Here is a 16,369-nt window from a genome sequence, read left to right as displayed (position 1 = left end):
TACAAATAATTCAGGAAACGTGCCAGATCCGCCCCTTCCCCTTTCTCATTTGAATTCAATTGCTTGAGCGTCAAATCCTGACGGCGCGTGCTGTCGGGGGCGGTATCGTGCCCGAATTTCAGACAGGGCCGGACCGGCTGCACGCGAATTAGGCAACAGGTGCCAGATAGGCATCCAGCATCTGGCGGGCCATGGCCCGATGGTTCTCGCGCCAGGCCTCATCCCGCAGATCCAGCGTGAAGATCACCGACAGCGTGGCCGCGTTGGAGAGATGGAAATAGCTGAGCGCGACCATGGTGACATAGAGGTGCAGCGGGTCCATGCCGCGCCGCAGGCTGCTGTCGGACGCGCCGCGATGCACCAGTTGCGTCACGAGCCCCAGCAGGGGCGACGAGATCACCGGCGTCGCCTCCGACCGGCGCAGATGCACGGCCTCAAGCAGGTTCTCACCGGACAGCAGCTTCACCAGTTCCGGGTGGCGGTCAAAATGCCCGGAGATGAAATCGAACAACCGCAGAAGCGCCTCCCGCGGGCCGAAGCTGTCGACCGCAAGCTGAAGCTCCGCTTCCCGAAGGTCACCCAGGGCCTGCTCCAGAACGGCGACATAGAGCCCGGCCTTGTCGCCGAAATAGTGATAGATCATGCGCGCATTGGCGCGGGCGCGGCGCGCGATGCTCTCGATCCGCCCACCCTCGAAACCGACAGCGGAGAATTCGGCGGTCGCGGCATCCAGAATGCGGCGACGGGTTTCCCCGGGATTGCGCCGCACGCGTTTTACAGGTTTGCCGGTCACATTCTGCGCAGGACGTTCCACCACCATTCCGGCCCCATTGCTGATGCTGCTGATCCCTCTCCGGACCAGGGTGCCGGTGAACGGCGGGTCCCATCGTACAGGCAACAACGAAAAAAGCGCCAGCCTGACATGCAGGCTGACGCTTCTTCGTGACCATAGGTCATCACATGCGTGCCGCGCTCACCGAAGTGGGCGCAGCACGACAGATGATTACTCGGCCTGCAGGTTCACTGCGGAAGACTTGCCGCGGTTGCGGTCGACTTCGATCTCGTAGCTGATCTTGTCGCCTTCGTTCAGGCCATTCATGCCTGCACGCTCGACGGCGCTGATGTGAACGAACACGTCGTTTCCGCCCTCATCGGGTGCGATGAAGCCGTAACCCTTGGTGCCGTTGAACCATTTCACTGTACCTGTAGCCATGATGCTTGTTCCTTCTGCATGGTGTTGGTTGGTATGGGTGACTCGTGGGAATTCCGCTGACGCGATTGAACGGTCAGAAATCGCGACCTGCCACGACGGCGGTCTGCGCGAAATTCACGTTGTGTTGGACTGTCTGCCTGTCTTTGCTCTCAGCGGTCTTTGTCGCGAGGTCCGGCCCGGCAAGGCCTTCAAAGGTGTCGTTTTTCAACTAGCGTCTTCCATCGGTCGCGGTCACGACCAAGCCTGAAGGCGGGGGATGACAGCTATTGTATTGGCGGTGGCGCATCTTGATCGGCCACCCGGATCGTCACATGAATCCCATGCGATGACTGACAACGAACATTTTCCGGGACCAATAGCAAGCGAATTCGGTTAACACGCCTCGCGCGATCTCCCGACAGGCCGGATCAATCGAGTTCGTACTTGTCCTCATATGTCTGTTTCAGGTGGGCGGGCTGGCGGTCCTTGCGCAGTACCGTGTCTCCGCAGACCAGGACATCCAGCTCCGTCCCCATGAAACAGCGGAAGGCATCGCCAGGCGTGCAGACAATGGGCTCACCGCGCACATTGAAGCTCGTGTTGACGACGATGGGACAGCCCGTCAGTCCCTTGAAGCGGCTGATCAGGGCGTGATACTCGGGATTCACGTCAGCCTTCACGGTCTGGATGCGGGCCGAATAGTCGACATGCGTGACCGCAGGGATCTCGGACCGGACGACATTCAGCTTCTCGATACCGAACAGGGCCTGCTCCTCATCCGTCATCTGGCGGCGGCGGTTCTCTGCCACATCGGCAACCATCAGCATGTAGGGACTGTCGGAATCGATCTCGAACCAGTCCGAAACATCCTCCCGAAGCACCGATGGTGCGAAGGGTCTGAAGCTTTCCCGATATTTCACCTTCAGATTCAGGGTCTTCTGCATGTCGGGTGAGCGCGGATCACCGAGGATCGAGCGATTGCCAAGCGCCCTGGGGCCGAACTCCATACGCCCCTGGAACCAGCCGACTGCCTGCCCTTCCGCCAGGGCACGGGCGGTGGTGTCAATCATGTCGGAATGGGTCAGCGTCTCGTAGACCGCGCCCGCTTCGTCCAGCGCAGCCTCGATCTCCGCCGTCGAATATTCGGGGCCCACGTAGGAACCGCGCATGGCATCGCCGGGGTGCACCACCCGCTCCTGTTTCAGTTCCTGGTGCCAGGCGGCCAGAGAAGCGCCGATGGCACCGCCTGCGTCTCCGGCAGCCGGTTGTACCCAGACGTTCCGGAAGGCGCCGTCGCGCAGGATCTTGCCGTTGGCGACACAGTTCAGGGCAACCCCACCGGCCATGCAGAGGTTCTCGATACCGAACTCGGCAGCCAGGGACCGTGTCAGGCGCAGCACCACCTCTTCCGTCACGGCCTGGACAGAGGCGGCGACATCCATGTGGAACTGGGTCAGCGGCTCCGCATCCGGCTTGCGGACCGGCTCTCCGAACAGGTCGGCGAAGCGCCTGTTGGTCATGGTCAGGCCGGTGGCATAGTTGAAATACCGCTGATCCATGCGGAAGGAACCGTCGTCCTTCACATCGATCAGCTTGTCCATGATCAGGTCCTTGAAGCGCGGTTCCCCGTAAGGAGCCAGGCCCATGACCTTGTACTCGCCGGAATTGACCTTGAAGCCGGTGTAGTAGGTGAAGGCGGAATAGAGCAGGCCGATGGAGTGGGGGAAATGGATTTCCCGCTCGATCGTCAGATCCTTGCCACGCCCGATGGCAACCGTGGTTGTCGCCCACTCGCCGACACCGTCCAGGGTCAGAACCACCGCCTCCTCGAACGGAGACGGATAGAAGGCACTGGCAGCATGGCTGAAGTGATGTTCCGCGAACAGGATCTTCGACCGGTCCTCGAAGTTGTCCGAGATCTCGCGAAGCTGCTTGTAGAGCAGGTCCTTCAGGAACAGCTTTTCCCGCAGCCAGACCGGCATTGCGACACTGAAGGATTTGAAGCCCCGCGGCGCGGAGGCGACATAGGTCTCCAGCAGCCGCTCGAACTTCAGGAACGGCTTGTCGTAGAATGCGACATATTCCACATCATCCAGCCCGCACCCGGCAATCGCCAGGCAATAGTCTATGGCGTGGCGGGGGAAGCGGGCGTCATGCTTGCGCCGGGTGAACCGTTCCTCCTGCGCGCCTGCGATGATCTGCCCGTCCTCGATCAGGACGGCCGCACTGTCGTGATAGAAAGCGGAGATGCCGAGGATACGCATCGGCGATCAGAAAAGCGTGTAGATGAACGGAGCGACGGCGGAGCCCTGGGTCAGGACCACGATACCGCCGAACAGTGCCATCATCAGCATGATCGGCAGCAGCCAGAACTTCTTCCGGACCCTCAGAAACTTCCAGAATTCCTGCAGAAACGACATATCGCCCTCAATACTGATCGCGCATGGAACTAAGCGGGTTGCTCTCGGTGTCGCGCTTCTGCCAATAGGTCTCGGCCTCAGGCTCCAGCTTCGTCCGCAACGGGTCCTTGCCCACGGCGCGCATGATCAGGCCGATCGGCGTGATCGTCACGAAGTAGAGCAGTCCCATGACGATGGGCGTCATGACCTTGCCGAGCAGCATGCCGAACTTGAACCAGATCAGGTTCAGCGGCGCCAGCAGGGTCGGACGGATGAAGGAGATTGCCAGGATGAGCGCGGCAACGATGAGCGCCCAGATCCTGATCTGCCCGTCACCGAGCAGCGGCAGGAGTCCGACGATGACGAAGACCGCAGTGAAGACCAGTCCGAAACCGCGGTCGGAACTGCCCTTGATCTCAACGTTTCCGTGCGTTTCGGACATGAAGCCGTGATTCCCGATGATACAGGGGCCAGACCGTGTGCGGCTGAGCGGTGTGAATGCCACGGCTGAGCGGGAGCATCAACCACTAACGGCGTGCGACCAATCAACCTACGAACGGCAACGACGTTCAGGCGCGCCGCGCAACCGTCGCAGCCCCCTGTCTGTGTTCGCTGTGGTCCAGCCCGTGACGGAAGACGAGATCGAAATGCCGCAACGGATTCTCCTGTCGCAACAGCATGCCTGCAAACGTGGCAAAGCTCGGATTGGTGAACAGGGTCCAGTGATCAACCTTGTGCGGAGCCGGTCGCAGGTCGAACGCCCGCATGATCGCGGGACTGTCGACCTGGATGTCCAGCCAGCGGCGATAGCGGATGAACGACGGCTTGCCGTGACGGCCGATCACGCTGCCGCCGTTCAGCATCCGGCTGAAGCGTGCCCAGCCGCGCGGCAATCCCAGTTCCTCCCGCGAGACGAATGACGCGAAGCGCCGCCCCCAGAACTCCAGCACCGCGTCCCGGCTGGTCATCAGATTGTAGATGCGCGGCTGGCCGACGCCGGCATGCAGGATTTCCTGCAGCGCCAATCGGGCATGGCCGCAGTGCGATGCACCGGAAAGCAGGACCACCCGGTCAACATTGCGCAACGCCGGGTGGCGGCGACTGGCCAGGATTCGCAGGGCAGTGATCGCGACCAGACTGCCCAGGCTGTGCGCGAAGAGACGGATCGGGCGCCCCGGCGCGACCTCCCCGATCCGCGCAATCAGAGCCGCCAGGGCGATACCGGCCACAGGCGCGCGGCGGTAAGCGCGGGCGTAATAGGTCGTGGCGCCGCGCTTGCGCCATGAAACGCTGGAGAGCCAGTCACGCCAGGTGCCGCTGCGATAGGCCGGATGACTGGACCAGGCGAAGGCTATGGCCAGTCCGCTCTGCCCGTCGTCATCGTCAAAGCCCAGCCGCTTCGGCCAGGGTGTGGCGTGGCTCAGCACTTCCTGCGGACCGCCGGGAACGACATCCGGCTCCTCGAAGTGAAAGACCTGGCTGTGGGGATTCGCGGCCTTGCGCGCCGGTGCGCTGGGCGGTGCCTCGGGGGCGTACTGGAAACCATGCATCATGATCGTGATCGGCCCGCTTGGCGGCACGATGGCACGCAGGTGGTCGGCGAAGTCGCCGCCGCCCGAGAACAGCGGACCATCGAGACGGATCAGTTCTCCGGTGCGGCTTTCACGGTCATAGGGCTGACGCACAAGGGCACCATCATCCTCTGGCACGAAGATCGCCCAATCATCCGGATTGTCTTCGGTCGTCTCCGGGCAGATCGTGAACCGCGCAAGTGCCATGGTCTGTCTCCTCTCCTGCATCACAAGATCGGAAGGTCACTTCATACCTGCAACGCACGGACGTCACACATTGCCGCACATCCCGGTTACCATTGTGATAACCGCCACGCTCCGGAGACTTGAAAGCAGGTTGCAGCCATGAAGATCGAACGCGTCGACACCCTGATCCTGGATGAATTTCCCAATCTGCTCTGGGTCCGCCTGACAGCGGATGACGGCACGGAAGGCGTCGGCGAGATATTCTATGGTGCCCGCGCTGCCGCTGCCTATGTTCATGAGACAGCCGCAGAAGTGCTGCTCGGGCGCGACCCGCGCCAGATCAACGGCCTGTTCCAGGCGCTGCAGCCCTATGTCGGCTACTCCGGATCGGGGGCGGAGACCCGCGGCCGCTCCGCCATTGATCTGGCGCTGCACGACCTTGCCGGACGGGCCGGCGGACTGCCGATCCACCAGTTGCTCGGCGGCCTCAGCCGTCCCTGCATCCGCGTCTACAACACCTGCGCCGGCTATCGCTATGTCCGCAGCACACCGCGGCAGGAGACCGGCAACTGGGGCATCGGCGGCGATGCGGAGGGACCGTACGAGGACCTGGAAGGCTTTCTGCACAACGCCGGTGCCCTGGCCGAGAGCCTGCTGTCGGAGGGGATCACCGGCATGAAGATCTGGCCCTTCGACTTTGCCGCCGAGCGCACGGGCGGGTACGACATCAATACTGCCGAACTGGATCGCGCCATCGATCCGTTCCGCAAGATCCGCGCGGCCGTGGGCGACCGGATCGACATCATGTGCGAACTGCACGGCCTGTTCAGCCCACCGACCGCCGCACGCATCGCGCAGGCCCTGGAACCCTATCGCCCCTACTGGATTGAGGATCCCGTCCGCGCCGACAACCTGTCCGGCTACGCAGCGGTGCGCCGTGCCACCAGTTCCATGATCACGGCCTCCGAGACCGTCGGGGGCCTGCGCGACTGGTCGCGTCTGATTGCCACCGGCGACATCTCCGTCGTCATGCCCGACCTCGGCTGGTGTGGCGGACTGACGGAGGCGCGGCGGATCGCGGCGCTGGCAGACGCCGCCGGTCTGCCCATCGCGCCGCACGACTGCACCGGGCCGCTGCAGTTCGCGGCCTCCGTGCATCTTGTGCTGTCACAGCCGAACGCGCTGATTCAGGAGTTCGTCCGCGCCTTCTACACGGGCTGGTACAACGAGATCGCGGAGAACCTGCCCGAAGTGCGCAATGGCATCGTGCATCCGCCCTCCGGCCCCGGCCTCGGCACCCGACTGAAACCCGGCACCTTCGCGCGTCCCGACGCCAACGTGCAGACATCCGCGCTCTGACCCCTGCCCCCGGGAATGTGACCGTTGCGCCAGCGCCGGGCATCCAGCCATGGCAGACTCGATTTCACCCATGTACCGGTCGGGAGAATAGCACGTGACCCTGTTTCGCAGCCTGTTGCTGCCTGCCCTCGCCCTGCTGTTTCTGGCTGGCACCGCCCAGGCCTATCAGGCCCGCACCTTCGACAGGAACGCGGATGCGGTGATCAAGCATCTGATGACCCTGCCGGTCTTCGAGGGCGCGCGCATCCGCGAGGCGCAGGTGCCCTGGGACCCGACAACCCTCCGGGTCCAGATCGGGCCGGAGAACGGGGAGACCGTCGGCGCCGTGCTGTTCAGCCGCGACGGCGCGCTGGCCGGGCTGCGCATGGAGATTCCGCTGCTGCCGTCCGCCGATCCCGGCCTCTACGCCTTTGCCGACATCGCCGCGCTGCTGGAGCCGCAACTTGCCGGGCTGGATCACGCGCGGGAGGTCTCGGCGCGCGAAGCGGTGAAACGCTGGGCCGGGGAACTGGGCCTGGAGAGCTGGATGCGGCCGCGCTTCGGGGCCTACCGGATCGAGCGGCGCGTCGGCGCGACCATGTTCGTGTTCGAGGGCGTGCCGCTGAACCGGTTCTGGGTCTCCGTCACCCCTGTCGGGCCGGCACACCCGGTGGCCGACGATCTGCTCCCCTACATCCCCGAAGCGGCCAGGGGCAGCGCCATGCCGATCCTGACGGCTATCGAGCGTGGGGAATACAAGCTGGCTGAACGGCTGGTGATCCCCCATGCCGAGGCCGGAGCCCCCTGGGCCCTGCTGATCCAGGCCGACTATGGCCGCCCCGAAGGGGATCGCCAGCAGATGTCCAGGCTGATCAACGGCAAGCTGGAACGGGCTGCGGAAGGCGGCTTCGTGCCGGCGCAATATGTCCTCGGCACACCGGACTCCAGGGTGGCTGAGGCCTGGCTCACCCGCGCCGCCAATGCCGGCTATGGCCATGCCATAGCGCTGAAGGCCCGCCGCCTTTACAGCACCGGTCGCGCTGACGACCCCGGCGCGCGCTGCGACGAGCTGGCGGCGCTGCAGGGCAATGCCATGGCCCAGTTGCGCACGCTCTACCGCTATGCGGAGGGGGGCGGCGACACGGACACCGCCTACTTCTGGTCCCGTGTGGCGCTGGAGACCTTCGGCGAGAGCGCCAGCTACACCTCGGAGCGCTATATCCTCAATACCCTCGGCGTGCTGCGCAGCCGTCTGGATGCGAACCAGCGCGAAACGCTGGAGGATGACGCCGCCAACTGGACGCCGAGCAGCTTCGAGACACTGAAGCCCCGCTACGACGAACTCGGCTGCCTGAAATAGCCCTCAGACGAAGGTCAGCAGGCGCCTCGGCGTCTCGACGATGATGCGGTCGATCTCGGCCTCCGAGAAGCCGCGACGGCGCATGATCGGGACCACGTTCTGGAAGATGTGGCCATAGCCGTGACCGCCGAACTGGCTGAGGCGGGTGCGGTAGCAGATGTCGTGGGAGATCACGATCTGATCCAGGTGCCCCCGGTCGATCAGCCGCCGCATCCAGCGCAGCCGTTCCGCATCGTTGGGCAGGTCGATCCTCGGATTGAGGTTGTAGTAGGACTGTTCCTGCCCGAACAGGTCCAGTTCGATGATGCAGCCTGTGTCGGCCAGCCGGAACAGCCGCTCGTCATCGAAGATTGTGCGGTCGATATGGCTGATGATCAGGCGGCTCATGTCACCACCACGCGCGGCAACGAACTCCGCGACCTCCTGCGGCTGGTCCGGGTCGCGTCCGGGATGCACGTTCAGCGCCGCGCCGGTCTCACCCTGGGCGATCAGCGCGCCCTGCATCACCCGCTTCTCCAGCTCCGTCCAGGGTGACTGGCAGCCGATTTCCCCGATGATCCCGGCGCGGATATCCGTGCCCCAGGCACCCAGCGTGACCTGATCGACCATCTCCGCGGCGAAATCATCGATGCTGCGGTCCCGGTTCGCCGGATCCTGATACTCGTCGACATAGTGGCCGCAGCCCATGACGATATGGGTGTCGGTATCCTGCGCGATGCCGACCAGCCCCTCCGGTTCCGGTTTCAGACCGCCAACCGTCAGTTCCACGATGCTGCGCCCGCCTGCCTGGCGCATGGCCCGGACTTCCGTCGTTGCCACTTCCCGGTCGAAGAAGACGTAGTTGCCGGGGGCTTTCTTGTTGCCGTAGTTGATCTGCCAGCAGTTGCACAGGCTGATCTCCGGCCCCTGATCCGGGTCGGACTTCATCGTCGGAGTGCGAATGTCCCACAGCAGATGCTCATGCATCAGGGTCGGGCCAAGCTCGGCCGGGTCGATCAGGCCAAGCACCGTCTGGGCCTTGCCCCTCAGTTCATCGCGCGAAAGCCGGCTCATACCGCGTTCTCCAGTCCCGAATTGCTGGCATTGTCACCATAGATGCGACCGTCAGGATAATATTCGGCATTGTGCTGGACGGAACCCGCCGCCGCCTCCCCGTCGATCTCGGCGATGAAGCCCAGGGTGAGGTCCATGCCGGCCGAGACACCCGCCGATGTCCAGATGGTGCCGTCGCGCACCCAGCGCTGCGTCACCACATCCACCCCGAGGTCCCGCAATCCATCCATGCCCTTCCAGTGGGTCGTTGCCTGTCGCCCGGACAGCAGACCGGCGGCCTGCAGGATGAAGGCCCCGGTACAGACGGACAGAACGTGCTGGCAGGTCTGCGCCTGCGCCCGCACCCAGTCCACCAGCACCTGGTTCTTCATCTCGTCGAAGGCCGAGAAGCCGCCGGGCACAAGCAGGTAATCCAGCGGCGGGCAGTTGGCGAAGGAATGTTCCGCAGCCGTGGCAAGGCCCTTGGCGCAGGTCACCGGGCCGCCGTTCTGGCTGACCGTCAGGCAGGATGGACCGCCCGCATAGTCGCGCCACATGGTGGCCATTTCCCAGGGTCCGATCAGGTCCAGTTCCTCGTACCTGTCGAACATCAGGAAACCGAAACGTCGTCCGTCGCCCTCAGCCATCGTCACCACCTCCCCAAGTGTGTGCAGACAGGATAGTCGCAGATCAGTCCTGAGGCATGGAAAGAAACTCGACACGGAACCGCACGGGACCGCAAAGCCCGACCCGGTGCGGCACCGTCGGTTCGATCACGCCGAATTCTCCGGCGCTGATCCGTTCGACGTGCTCAGGGGGGCCGGGGATGATGTAATCCAGCGCCCCCTGCTCCACCACCAGCCGTCCCCAGACGCCCGGTTTGGTGTCGTGCAGGCCGAGCAGCTTCGCCGGAACCGAAGTCTCGTCGAAGACCCGGGTCTCCCCATGCTTGCGCAGACCTTCAGGCAGAATGGTCATGCAGGGGGCCGCCGAATCCGGGCACGCCGAACAGCACCAGCTTCAGGCTCTTCGCGATGCGGTTGGCCCTTACCATGAAGTGCTCGACGGCTTCAGGGGTGGGCGCGGTGTCATCCAGTGTCTCGCGGAACAGGCCGAGCCAGACGTCGAAGTGCCGTGCCTCGATCTCCGGGTGCCTGGCATGGGCGGGCACCGGCTGCCCGAAATAGCGCCCCGCGCCCCAGGCGACGGAGGCCCAGAAATCCTTCAGCTTGGCCAGGTGGTGGTCCCAGTTGTCGCCAATCGCATTCTCGAAGATCGGCCCGATCTCCGGGTTCTGCCGCACCCGCGCGTAGAATGTGTCCACCAGCAGGGAGACATAGTCATCGTCGATCCCCATCGCCTGGATCGGGTCAGGCACGGGTCCGGGGTCAAGTCGTGAGCGGGCAGCCATTCCTAGAGCGCCTCCGGCAGTTCGCCGGGCTTGCAGCTCTGTGGTGCAAAGCGGTGGGAGCGGGCGAACATCCAGGGGCGCTGTCCGAAATCGTCCCTGCCGGAGCGGTAGAAGATGCTGCGGGCGTCGAAACGCGCCGTGCAACTGCAACTGTGCTGGGCATCCGGCTCGGTGCCGCGATAGAGCGTCACCGGCATGACCGCATCCACCGCGTTCCGGCGATAGAGGTACGCCGGATCAAAGCGCCACTCCGCCGTGCCGCGACCGACCTGGTCGCCATTGGCGGCAAAGACGCGGCAGTCGAGCCGCATCGCGTTGATGTTCAGGGCATGGCTGCGGTAATCCAGATGGATTGCAAGCGGAAAGGCCGTCGCCTTCTCCAGCGGTTTCGCCGAAGCCGCTCCGGTGGCCAGCGCCAGGGCACCCAGCAGTGCGAGGAATGTCATCAGCGTGCGTTGCATCAGCACCTCCTGTACTGCCTCATCATCTGGTGGCGGGGCCGGTTGAGGCAAGGTCGCTGCCGATCACTTCTTTGCGGCATCCGGCTGGCCCGGGGCCTTCGTGTGGCGGTTGTTGTCCAGCCAGTGCTTCAGGCGGAACAGGGGCGCCTTCAGCTCTTCCAGATCGTCATCGCTCCAGTCGCCGAAGATCAGGTGGGTGTCCGGGCGCAGCCGGACCAGCGCCGCCATGTGTGCCGCCCTGCCCGCATCCGTGACCGACAGCAGTTTGCGGCGGCCATCCTCCGGATCGTCCTCCGCCGCAAGGAACCCCTTCGCGATCAGCTTCTGCGCCGTCTTGGTGATCCCCGGCTGCGGCGCCTGGAAGGCCTGCGCCATCTGTCCGACGGTTTTCACGGGCGGCGGCACACCGACGAAATGGTTCAGCATGGTGAACTGTGGCGGGGGCAGATCCTCCCCCAGCGCCTCCGTCGCGCGGGTGCCGAGCAACTGGGCGCAGATGCCCACTGACGTGAGCAGCCCCCAAAGGAGCCGCTCACGTTCAGTCAGACTGTCCGGGCCGGAATCACTCATGCGGCAACGATAGCATGAACCGGCCGACGGGGACTCGGACCGGGACGCTCGGCGTGGCCGAAGCGGACCAGCATCTGCACGTGCTGCGGGGCCTCGACGCCGACCGTGCGGTAGAAGTCGCGTTGCAGGTCCGTCATCTCCGGATATTCCTGAAGCAACTGGCTCATCGGATGCATCGCGACCCCGGCTGCCGTGGCCGCCAGGTTGAGCCACAGATACCGCATTCCCGCAACCAGCTGGGACTGCCGCGAGTTGTCGGGTGTCACCAGCCAGCCGAAGGCCATCGCTGACTGGGCCTGGTCACGGGCCATGTCCAGTCCGACCTGAAACGACTGGGTGCCGGGGGTCAGGATATCTTCCTTCGAGACGAAGCCGAGCCGGGTGCCCCACCACATCATGGGGCCGAGCAGGTCGATGCCATCGGGGTTCGCGGCAACCTCCGCCGGGCCGATCCGCATCCGGTCAACACTCTCCTTCAGGGTCCGGGGGGTCTCGATCTCGGTCACAAGCGCCTGCTGGGTGAGGTCACGCAGCACCTGTCGCCGGGCCGGATCGCCGGTGGTCCGGAACCGGAACCCGTCGCCGGCTTCCGCCGCAACGACAGCAAGCTTGCTGTCTTCGACCGGACGCGTGGTATCGAAGGTTTCCTTGACGCTGCGGCGCGCACGATGATGCGCGAACAGGGGATCCGGTCGCAGGGCGGAATCGCGGATCAGGCGGATGTCAGCCACCGGCCGGTCATCCAGCCGATCCTGCGGGAATGCGCCGTTCGGCAGCAGGTTCATGTCCGCCCGCCAGCCTTCCGCCGCCGCCGCCATGCGGAACAGTTCCAGAAACGTCCCCTGCCCGATCAGGATCTGCCGCCCGTACGGGTCCGTGTCCGGCAGCAGGCGGTCCAGGTCCACATGCAGGCTCAGCCGGTCATCGCCATGCAGGCGGATCGACCAGGACTGCATGTTGTGCGGGTTCGGGGCCAGCATGGCCGTCGCCGCCGCACGCAGGCGCGGATCGGTCAGGGCCTCCGTCGGTCCCTGCCAGGGGGCAATGGCCGAATCCGGCATGCCACCACGGCTGCCGGCCCAGGTGATACCGCCTGCCCCAAGGGCCGCCACCGCACCGCCGATACCGAAGATGCGGATGAACTGTCGTCTGGTCGCCATGATGCTGCTCCATTTGAATTCCTGGGAATGTAAATAACATTCCTTGGAATTTATTCAAGCATGCGACGGCAGAAATCTTTGCCAGCCCGAAACCGGCGCACTACCGTCCCCTTTTTCCGGAAGGTGGAGGGCAGTCCCATGTCAGAGGTTCGGGCCATAAGACGAGAGGACGAGACTGCCTGGCGCGCGCTCTGGGCGGGTTATCTGGCGTTCTATGAAACGGAACTGGATCCGGCGATCACGGATCACACCTGGTCGCGCCTGTTCGACCCGGATTCGCCTCTGACGGCCCTCGTCATCACACAGGATGAAACCGTTCGCGGATTCGCCATGCTGGTCCCGCATGAGGGCACCTGGACCCGCAGCCCGATCTGCTATCTGGAAGATCTCTATGTCGAGGATGGGCAGCGTGGCGGCGGTCTGGGGAGAAAGCTGCTCGACGGCTGCCTCGACCTCGCGCGCGAACGCGGCTGGTCACGCTTCTACTGGCATACCAACGCCGACAACCACCGGGCACGAAGGCTCTATGACAGCTATCTGCCGGCCGACGACAATGTGCGGTACCGCATCACCCTGATCGAGTGACCGGCTGGCGTCGCCTCAGATGGTGCGGTTCACGCTCAGCGCGGTCGGGCGCTGGTAGGCATTGCGCGCCATGGTGACGGTGGCACCGCGCCCGCTCGCGCCATAGCCGTCCACCTGTTTCTGGCCCCGGTTGGCCTGTTCGGAGATCGACTGCACCAGTCCCTCCGTGATCGACTTCAGCCGCACGACACGCCGCGCATGCCCGGCCATCGACCTCTCGAGGCGCTTGCCGACATCCTGCAGCGCCTCCCTGTCCTGGGGCGAGAGCTGTTCGCCCGCGGCCCGCGCCTGCTTCAGCGCCGTCACCTTGATGCGATAGTCACTCACCAGACCTTCCTTGCGGGCTTCGGTCTCCGACAGGCGTTCGGGATGCCGGGCGTCCAGGAACCCGTTCTCCCTGTCGATCAGTTCGATCAGTTCCGATGCCGTATTGAACAGGGCGGAGAGCCGGGGGTCCTTCAGTCGCTTGCGTTCCTGCATCATCCTGCCTCCTGCGCTTTCAGGATTTCCTTGTAGATGGCGTCTGCGATGCCGATGCCGCCCATCTCCGTCATGGCCTTGCCGTACTGTTCGGCGACCATGGATTGGTAGGCTGCTTCGCCGTGGCCACCGCCCATGACGCTGTCCGGATCGATACCCATCTTCATGCTGGAAAGCATGGTGGAGAGGAACATGGCCTCGAACGTCTCGGCGGTCTCGCGCGCCTGCGCCTGCCGGTGGGCCTGCATCTCGCCATGTGTCTGAAGCTTCGGGCCTGTCGTCGGCTGGATACTACTGATCGGATCCATCACATCACCTCGATTTCGGCCTGCAGGGCGCCTGCGGTCTTGATGGTCTGCAGGATGGAGATCATGTCGCGCGGGCCAATGCCCAGCGCATTCAGCCCATCCACCAGTTCCTGCAGGCTGACGCCCGGGTTCAGCACGGTCAGCTTGGAGTCCTCGCCTTCGTCGATGGTGATGGAGGTACGGTCCACGGTCTCCGTCTCGCCCTGGGTGGAGAAGGCGTTCGGCTGGCTGACCTGCGGCGCCTCGGTCACGGAGACGGTCAGGTTGCCCTGGGCGATGGCCACTTCATCGACACGCACATCCTTGCCCATGACGATCACCCCGGCCTTCTCGTCGATGACGATCTTGGCAGTGGTATCGGTCTCGATGCGCACCTGTTCGATCTCCGCCAGCAGGCCAACCATGTTGGCGCGCTGCTCCTGACGGATGCCCAGAACAATGGTCGTCGGGTCGATGGCCTTCGCCTGGGTCCGGCCAAGCTGGGCGTTGATCGCCTTCTCGATGCGCAGTGCGGTCGTCAGGTCGGGGTTCCGCAGGCTGAGACGCATCTGCTTCATCTGCACCAGTTCGAAACCGGTCTCGCGCTCCACGATGCCGCCGCTGGAGATGCGCCCGACGGTGGGGATGTTCTTGGTGATGGTCTGGGCGTTGCCCGTCGCCGTGAAGCCGCCCACCACGATCGGCCCCTGGGAGACCGCATAGACTTCGCCGTCCGCACCGAGCAGCGGCGTCACCAGCAGCGTGCCACCGAGCAGGCTTTCCGCATCACCCAGCGAGTTGACCACGACATCGATGCGGGAGCCCTGGCGGGCGAAGGCGGGCAGGTCGGCAGTGACCATGACCGCCGCGACATTCTCCGTATTGATGTTCTGGTCCCGGGTATTGACGCCCAGCCGTTCCAGCATGGCCTCCAGGCTCTGCTGCGTGAACGGAGAGTTGCCCAGGGTGTCGCCCGTGCCCTGCAGACCGACGACAAGGCCGTAGCCGACCAGCGGGTTGTCGCGAATCCCCTCGAACTCCACGACATCCTTCAGCCGCACATTGGCGGCATTGGCCGGAACCATCAGGACACTTGCGGCGATCACCAGGATCAGCAGGCGCAGGATCGTGTGTCGAAGGGGCATCTGTTTCATTCCTCACATTCTGCAGGTGGGTCCCTGAAAGCGAGCATCATGCCAGTTCCGATGTGTTTGTTTTCAGTGACTTGGACTGGGAAGACCGTGCCTGCAGGCCAAATCTGCCGGGTCAGGTGGGCAGCAATTACCGGTCGCAAGACTTTGTTTACCCTGAGCGCGCAGAGTGCAGTGCATGAACCGGATCAGGACCAAGCCATGAAGATCGAGCGCAAGAGCCCCGCAGGCCCCTCATCGGTCGCGCGCGCACCGCGTCGGGGATCGACAGGCACGGAAACCTTTCAGGTACCGCAGACTGCCGGTGGCAGTTCGGAGACGGCGGCCATGACCGGCCTGTCCGGCGCCACCGCGCCCGGGGCCGTGGTCATGGCACAGGTCGACGACGCCCCTGATCGGCGGCGTCAGCACAATGCGAATCGCGCCGGCGACATGCTGGATCGGCTGGACGAGCTGCGTCTCGGACTGCTGGAGGGGCGTCTGTCATCGGGCGTGCTGAACCGCCTGTCCGAACAGCTCGCCAGCCATCGCGAGCAGGAGAATGACCCCCAGGCCGCAGAAATGCTGGACGCGATCGATTTGCGCGTTGCCGTCGAGCTCGCGAAATTGCGCCGCTAGATCAGCTTGTTGCCCGAAATCCCTGTCATCTGACTGACATATGAAAAGGGGCTTGTGGCCGAATGTCACTGCCCCCTATATTGCGCCCGCTTCGGCCAGTTCAGCAGTTGAGGACGGACATGGGGATCCAGATACCCGACAATTACCGACCGAGCCCGCAGGAACCGTTCATGAATCCGGTTCAGAAGGAGTACTTCCGCAAGAAGCTCCTTCGCTGGCGGGAAGACATCCTGAAGGACTCTCAGGAAACAATCCGGACGCTGCAGTCGGAGACACAGCCCGTCTCCGATCTGAACGACCGGGCATCAACCGAATCCGACCGGTCGCTGGAGCTCAGAACCCGTGACCGGCAGCGCAAGTTGATCTCGAAGATCGACGCGGCACTGCTGCGGATCGAGAATGATACCTACGGCTATTGTGACGACACCGGCGAACCCATCAGCCTGAAACGGCTGGAGGCCCGGCCCATCGCCACCCTGTCGCTTGAGGCGCAGGAGCGTCACGAACGTCGCGAGAAGTCCTACCGCGACGAATAGGTGACCCGGTCTGCCCGTGCTGAGCCTTGCAG

The 16,369-nt window shown here is 64.2% G+C and carries 22 protein-coding genes; 5 read left to right on the top strand and 17 right to left on the bottom strand.

Annotated elements, in window-relative coordinates; genetic code table 11:
- Window positions 1-148: 148 nt before the first annotated feature.
- The 7 genes from QGV54_RS05945 to QGV54_RS05915 all read right to left on the bottom strand — a co-directional run bounded on the left by QGV54_RS05945 (window position 149) and on the right by QGV54_RS05915 (window position 5,369).
- On the bottom strand, window positions 149-769 hold the full coding sequence (locus QGV54_RS05945; RefSeq protein ID WP_281017760.1) for a TetR family transcriptional regulator: 621 nt from the start codon (window positions 767-769) through the stop codon (window positions 149-151).
- A gap of 234 nt (window positions 770-1,003) precedes the next feature.
- On the bottom strand, window positions 1,004-1,213 hold the full coding sequence (locus QGV54_RS05940; protein ID WP_281017761.1) for a cold-shock protein: 210 nt from the start codon (window positions 1,211-1,213) through the stop codon (window positions 1,004-1,006).
- Window positions 1,214-1,286: 73 nt separating this feature from the next.
- Window positions 1,287-1,421 (bottom strand): hypothetical protein, encoded by a 135-nt coding sequence (locus tag QGV54_RS05935; protein WP_281017762.1) that lies wholly within the window; start codon window positions 1,419-1,421, stop codon window positions 1,287-1,289.
- Window positions 1,422-1,620: 199 nt separating this feature from the next.
- Window positions 1,621-3,456, bottom strand: coding sequence for a carbamoyltransferase (locus QGV54_RS05930; protein ID WP_281017763.1), 1,836 nt, complete (start codon window positions 3,454-3,456; stop codon window positions 1,621-1,623).
- Window positions 3,457-3,462: 6 nt separating this feature from the next.
- Window positions 3,463-3,612, bottom strand: a complete 150-nt coding sequence (locus QGV54_RS05925; protein WP_281017764.1) for a DUF5989 family protein — start codon at window positions 3,610-3,612, stop codon at window positions 3,463-3,465.
- A 7-nt stretch (window positions 3,613-3,619) separates the two neighbouring features.
- On the bottom strand, window positions 3,620-4,033 hold the full coding sequence (locus QGV54_RS05920; protein ID WP_281017765.1) for an SxtJ family membrane protein: 414 nt from the start codon (window positions 4,031-4,033) through the stop codon (window positions 3,620-3,622).
- Window positions 4,034-4,160: 127 nt separating this feature from the next.
- Window positions 4,161-5,369, bottom strand: coding sequence for an alpha/beta hydrolase (locus QGV54_RS05915; protein ID WP_281017766.1), 1,209 nt, complete (start codon window positions 5,367-5,369; stop codon window positions 4,161-4,163).
- Window positions 5,370-5,507: 138 nt separating this feature from the next.
- Between QGV54_RS05915 and QGV54_RS05910 the strand changes: the two genes are divergently transcribed.
- Both QGV54_RS05910 and QGV54_RS05905 read left to right on the top strand, forming a co-directional pair.
- On the top strand, window positions 5,508-6,707 hold the full coding sequence (locus QGV54_RS05910) for a mandelate racemase/muconate lactonizing enzyme family protein (RefSeq protein ID WP_281017767.1): 1,200 nt from the start codon (window positions 5,508-5,510) through the stop codon (window positions 6,705-6,707).
- Window positions 6,708-6,801: 94 nt separating this feature from the next.
- On the top strand, window positions 6,802-8,046 hold the full coding sequence (locus QGV54_RS05905) for a hypothetical protein (protein WP_281017768.1): 1,245 nt from the start codon (window positions 6,802-6,804) through the stop codon (window positions 8,044-8,046).
- A gap of 3 nt (window positions 8,047-8,049) precedes the next feature.
- Here the strand turns inward: QGV54_RS05905 and QGV54_RS05900 are convergent, their stop codons facing one another.
- From QGV54_RS05900 to QGV54_RS05870, 7 genes are all read right to left on the bottom strand, one after another.
- Window positions 8,050-9,099, bottom strand: coding sequence for a hypothetical protein (locus tag QGV54_RS05900; protein ID WP_281017769.1), 1,050 nt, complete (start codon window positions 9,097-9,099; stop codon window positions 8,050-8,052).
- A complete protein-coding gene (locus tag QGV54_RS05895) occupies window positions 9,096-9,725 on the bottom strand; it encodes a DJ-1/PfpI family protein (protein ID WP_281017770.1) in 630 nt (209 codons plus the stop codon). Before QGV54_RS05895 ends, QGV54_RS05900 begins: the two co-directional genes overlap by 4 nt.
- 43 nt (window positions 9,726-9,768) lie before the next feature.
- Window positions 9,769-10,056 (bottom strand): DUF1971 domain-containing protein, encoded by a 288-nt coding sequence (locus tag QGV54_RS05890; RefSeq protein ID WP_281017771.1) that lies wholly within the window; start codon window positions 10,054-10,056, stop codon window positions 9,769-9,771.
- On the bottom strand, window positions 10,040-10,489 hold the full coding sequence (locus QGV54_RS05885) for a group III truncated hemoglobin (RefSeq protein ID WP_281017772.1): 450 nt from the start codon (window positions 10,487-10,489) through the stop codon (window positions 10,040-10,042). The genes QGV54_RS05890 and QGV54_RS05885 overlap by 17 nt, the downstream gene beginning before the upstream one ends.
- Before the next feature lie 2 nt (window positions 10,490-10,491).
- The gene (locus QGV54_RS05880) at window positions 10,492-10,950 is read right to left on the bottom strand and encodes a hypothetical protein (protein ID WP_281017773.1); all 459 of its coding nucleotides are present in this window, start codon (window positions 10,948-10,950) and stop codon (window positions 10,492-10,494) included.
- A gap of 63 nt (window positions 10,951-11,013) precedes the next feature.
- Complete coding sequence (locus QGV54_RS05875) at window positions 11,014-11,454, bottom strand: MarR family transcriptional regulator (protein ID WP_281017774.1); 441 nt, start codon at window positions 11,452-11,454, stop codon at window positions 11,014-11,016.
- Window positions 11,455-11,516: 62 nt separating this feature from the next.
- Complete coding sequence (locus QGV54_RS05870) at window positions 11,517-12,680, bottom strand: hypothetical protein (protein WP_281017775.1); 1,164 nt, start codon at window positions 12,678-12,680, stop codon at window positions 11,517-11,519.
- A gap of 138 nt (window positions 12,681-12,818) precedes the next feature.
- Between QGV54_RS05870 and QGV54_RS05865 the strand changes: the two genes are divergently transcribed.
- Window positions 12,819-13,265, top strand: a complete 447-nt coding sequence (locus QGV54_RS05865) for a GNAT family N-acetyltransferase (protein ID WP_281017776.1) — start codon at window positions 12,819-12,821, stop codon at window positions 13,263-13,265.
- 15 nt (window positions 13,266-13,280) lie between these two features.
- On the opposite strand, the gene QGV54_RS05860 is transcribed toward QGV54_RS05865, so the two are convergent.
- The 3 genes from QGV54_RS05860 to QGV54_RS05850 are packed head-to-tail and all read right to left on the bottom strand — an operon-like array spanning window position 13,281 to window position 15,177.
- Window positions 13,281-13,745, bottom strand: a complete 465-nt coding sequence (locus QGV54_RS05860) for a hypothetical protein (protein ID WP_281017777.1) — start codon at window positions 13,743-13,745, stop codon at window positions 13,281-13,283.
- On the bottom strand, window positions 13,745-14,053 hold the full coding sequence (locus tag QGV54_RS05855) for a rod-binding protein (protein ID WP_281017778.1): 309 nt from the start codon (window positions 14,051-14,053) through the stop codon (window positions 13,745-13,747). The genes QGV54_RS05860 and QGV54_RS05855 overlap by 1 nt, the downstream gene beginning before the upstream one ends.
- The gene (locus tag QGV54_RS05850) at window positions 14,053-15,177 is read right to left on the bottom strand and encodes a flagellar basal body P-ring protein FlgI (protein WP_281017779.1); all 1,125 of its coding nucleotides are present in this window, start codon (window positions 15,175-15,177) and stop codon (window positions 14,053-14,055) included. Before QGV54_RS05850 ends, QGV54_RS05855 begins: the two co-directional genes overlap by 1 nt.
- 207 nt (window positions 15,178-15,384) lie before the next feature.
- Between QGV54_RS05850 and QGV54_RS05845 the strand changes: the two genes are divergently transcribed.
- Window positions 15,385-15,801, top strand: coding sequence for a flagellar assembly protein FliX (locus QGV54_RS05845; protein WP_281017780.1), 417 nt, complete (start codon window positions 15,385-15,387; stop codon window positions 15,799-15,801).
- A 119-nt stretch (window positions 15,802-15,920) separates the two neighbouring features.
- A complete protein-coding gene (gene dksA / locus QGV54_RS05840; protein WP_348637628.1) occupies window positions 15,921-16,337 on the top strand; it encodes an RNA polymerase-binding protein DksA in 417 nt (138 codons plus the stop codon).
- Window positions 16,338-16,369: the final 32 nt, after the last annotated feature.

Source organism: Minwuia sp. IMCC3060, from assembly GCF_029909435.1.
GTDB lineage: Bacteria > Pseudomonadota > Alphaproteobacteria > Minwuiales > Minwuiaceae > Minwuia.
This window is presented reverse-complemented; position numbering and strand designations above follow the sequence as displayed.

Bases quoted from the DNA above. Each gene is read 5' to 3' on its own strand.
- QGV54_RS05865 (WP_281017776.1), top strand. From the start codon at position 12,819: ATGTCAGAGGTTCGGGCCATAAGACGAGAGGACGAGACTGCCTGGCGC.
- QGV54_RS05870 (WP_281017775.1), bottom strand. From the start codon at position 12,680: ATGGCGACCAGACGACAGTTCATCCGCATCTTCGGTATCGGCGGTGCG.
- QGV54_RS05845 (WP_281017780.1), top strand. From the start codon at position 15,385: ATGAAGATCGAGCGCAAGAGCCCCGCAGGCCCCTCATCGGTCGCGCGC.
- QGV54_RS05920 (WP_281017765.1), bottom strand. From the start codon at position 4,033: ATGTCCGAAACGCACGGAAACGTTGAGATCAAGGGCAGTTCCGACCGC.
- QGV54_RS05885 (WP_281017772.1), bottom strand. From the start codon at position 10,489: ATGGCTGCCCGCTCACGACTTGACCCCGGACCCGTGCCTGACCCGATC.
- QGV54_RS05860 (WP_281017777.1), bottom strand. From the start codon at position 13,745: ATGCAGGAACGCAAGCGACTGAAGGACCCCCGGCTCTCCGCCCTGTTC.
- QGV54_RS05890 (WP_281017771.1), bottom strand. From the start codon at position 10,056: ATGACCATTCTGCCTGAAGGTCTGCGCAAGCATGGGGAGACCCGGGTC.
- dksA (WP_348637628.1), top strand. From the start codon at position 15,921: ATGGGGATCCAGATACCCGACAATTACCGACCGAGCCCGCAGGAACCG.
- QGV54_RS05895 (WP_281017770.1), bottom strand. From the start codon at position 9,725: ATGGCTGAGGGCGACGGACGACGTTTCGGTTTCCTGATGTTCGACAGG.
- QGV54_RS05930 (WP_281017763.1), bottom strand. From the start codon at position 3,456: ATGCGTATCCTCGGCATCTCCGCTTTCTATCACGACAGTGCGGCCGTC.
- QGV54_RS05910 (WP_281017767.1), top strand. From the start codon at position 5,508: ATGAAGATCGAACGCGTCGACACCCTGATCCTGGATGAATTTCCCAAT.
- QGV54_RS05855 (WP_281017778.1), bottom strand. From the start codon at position 14,053: ATGGATCCGATCAGTAGTATCCAGCCGACGACAGGCCCGAAGCTTCAG.
- QGV54_RS05900 (WP_281017769.1), bottom strand. From the start codon at position 9,099: ATGAGCCGGCTTTCGCGCGATGAACTGAGGGGCAAGGCCCAGACGGTG.
- QGV54_RS05915 (WP_281017766.1), bottom strand. From the start codon at position 5,369: ATGGCACTTGCGCGGTTCACGATCTGCCCGGAGACGACCGAAGACAAT.
- QGV54_RS05850 (WP_281017779.1), bottom strand. From the start codon at position 15,177: ATGCCCCTTCGACACACGATCCTGCGCCTGCTGATCCTGGTGATCGCC.
- QGV54_RS05925 (WP_281017764.1), bottom strand. From the start codon at position 3,612: ATGTCGTTTCTGCAGGAATTCTGGAAGTTTCTGAGGGTCCGGAAGAAG.
- QGV54_RS05880 (WP_281017773.1), bottom strand. From the start codon at position 10,950: ATGCAACGCACGCTGATGACATTCCTCGCACTGCTGGGTGCCCTGGCG.
- QGV54_RS05940 (WP_281017761.1), bottom strand. From the start codon at position 1,213: ATGGCTACAGGTACAGTGAAATGGTTCAACGGCACCAAGGGTTACGGC.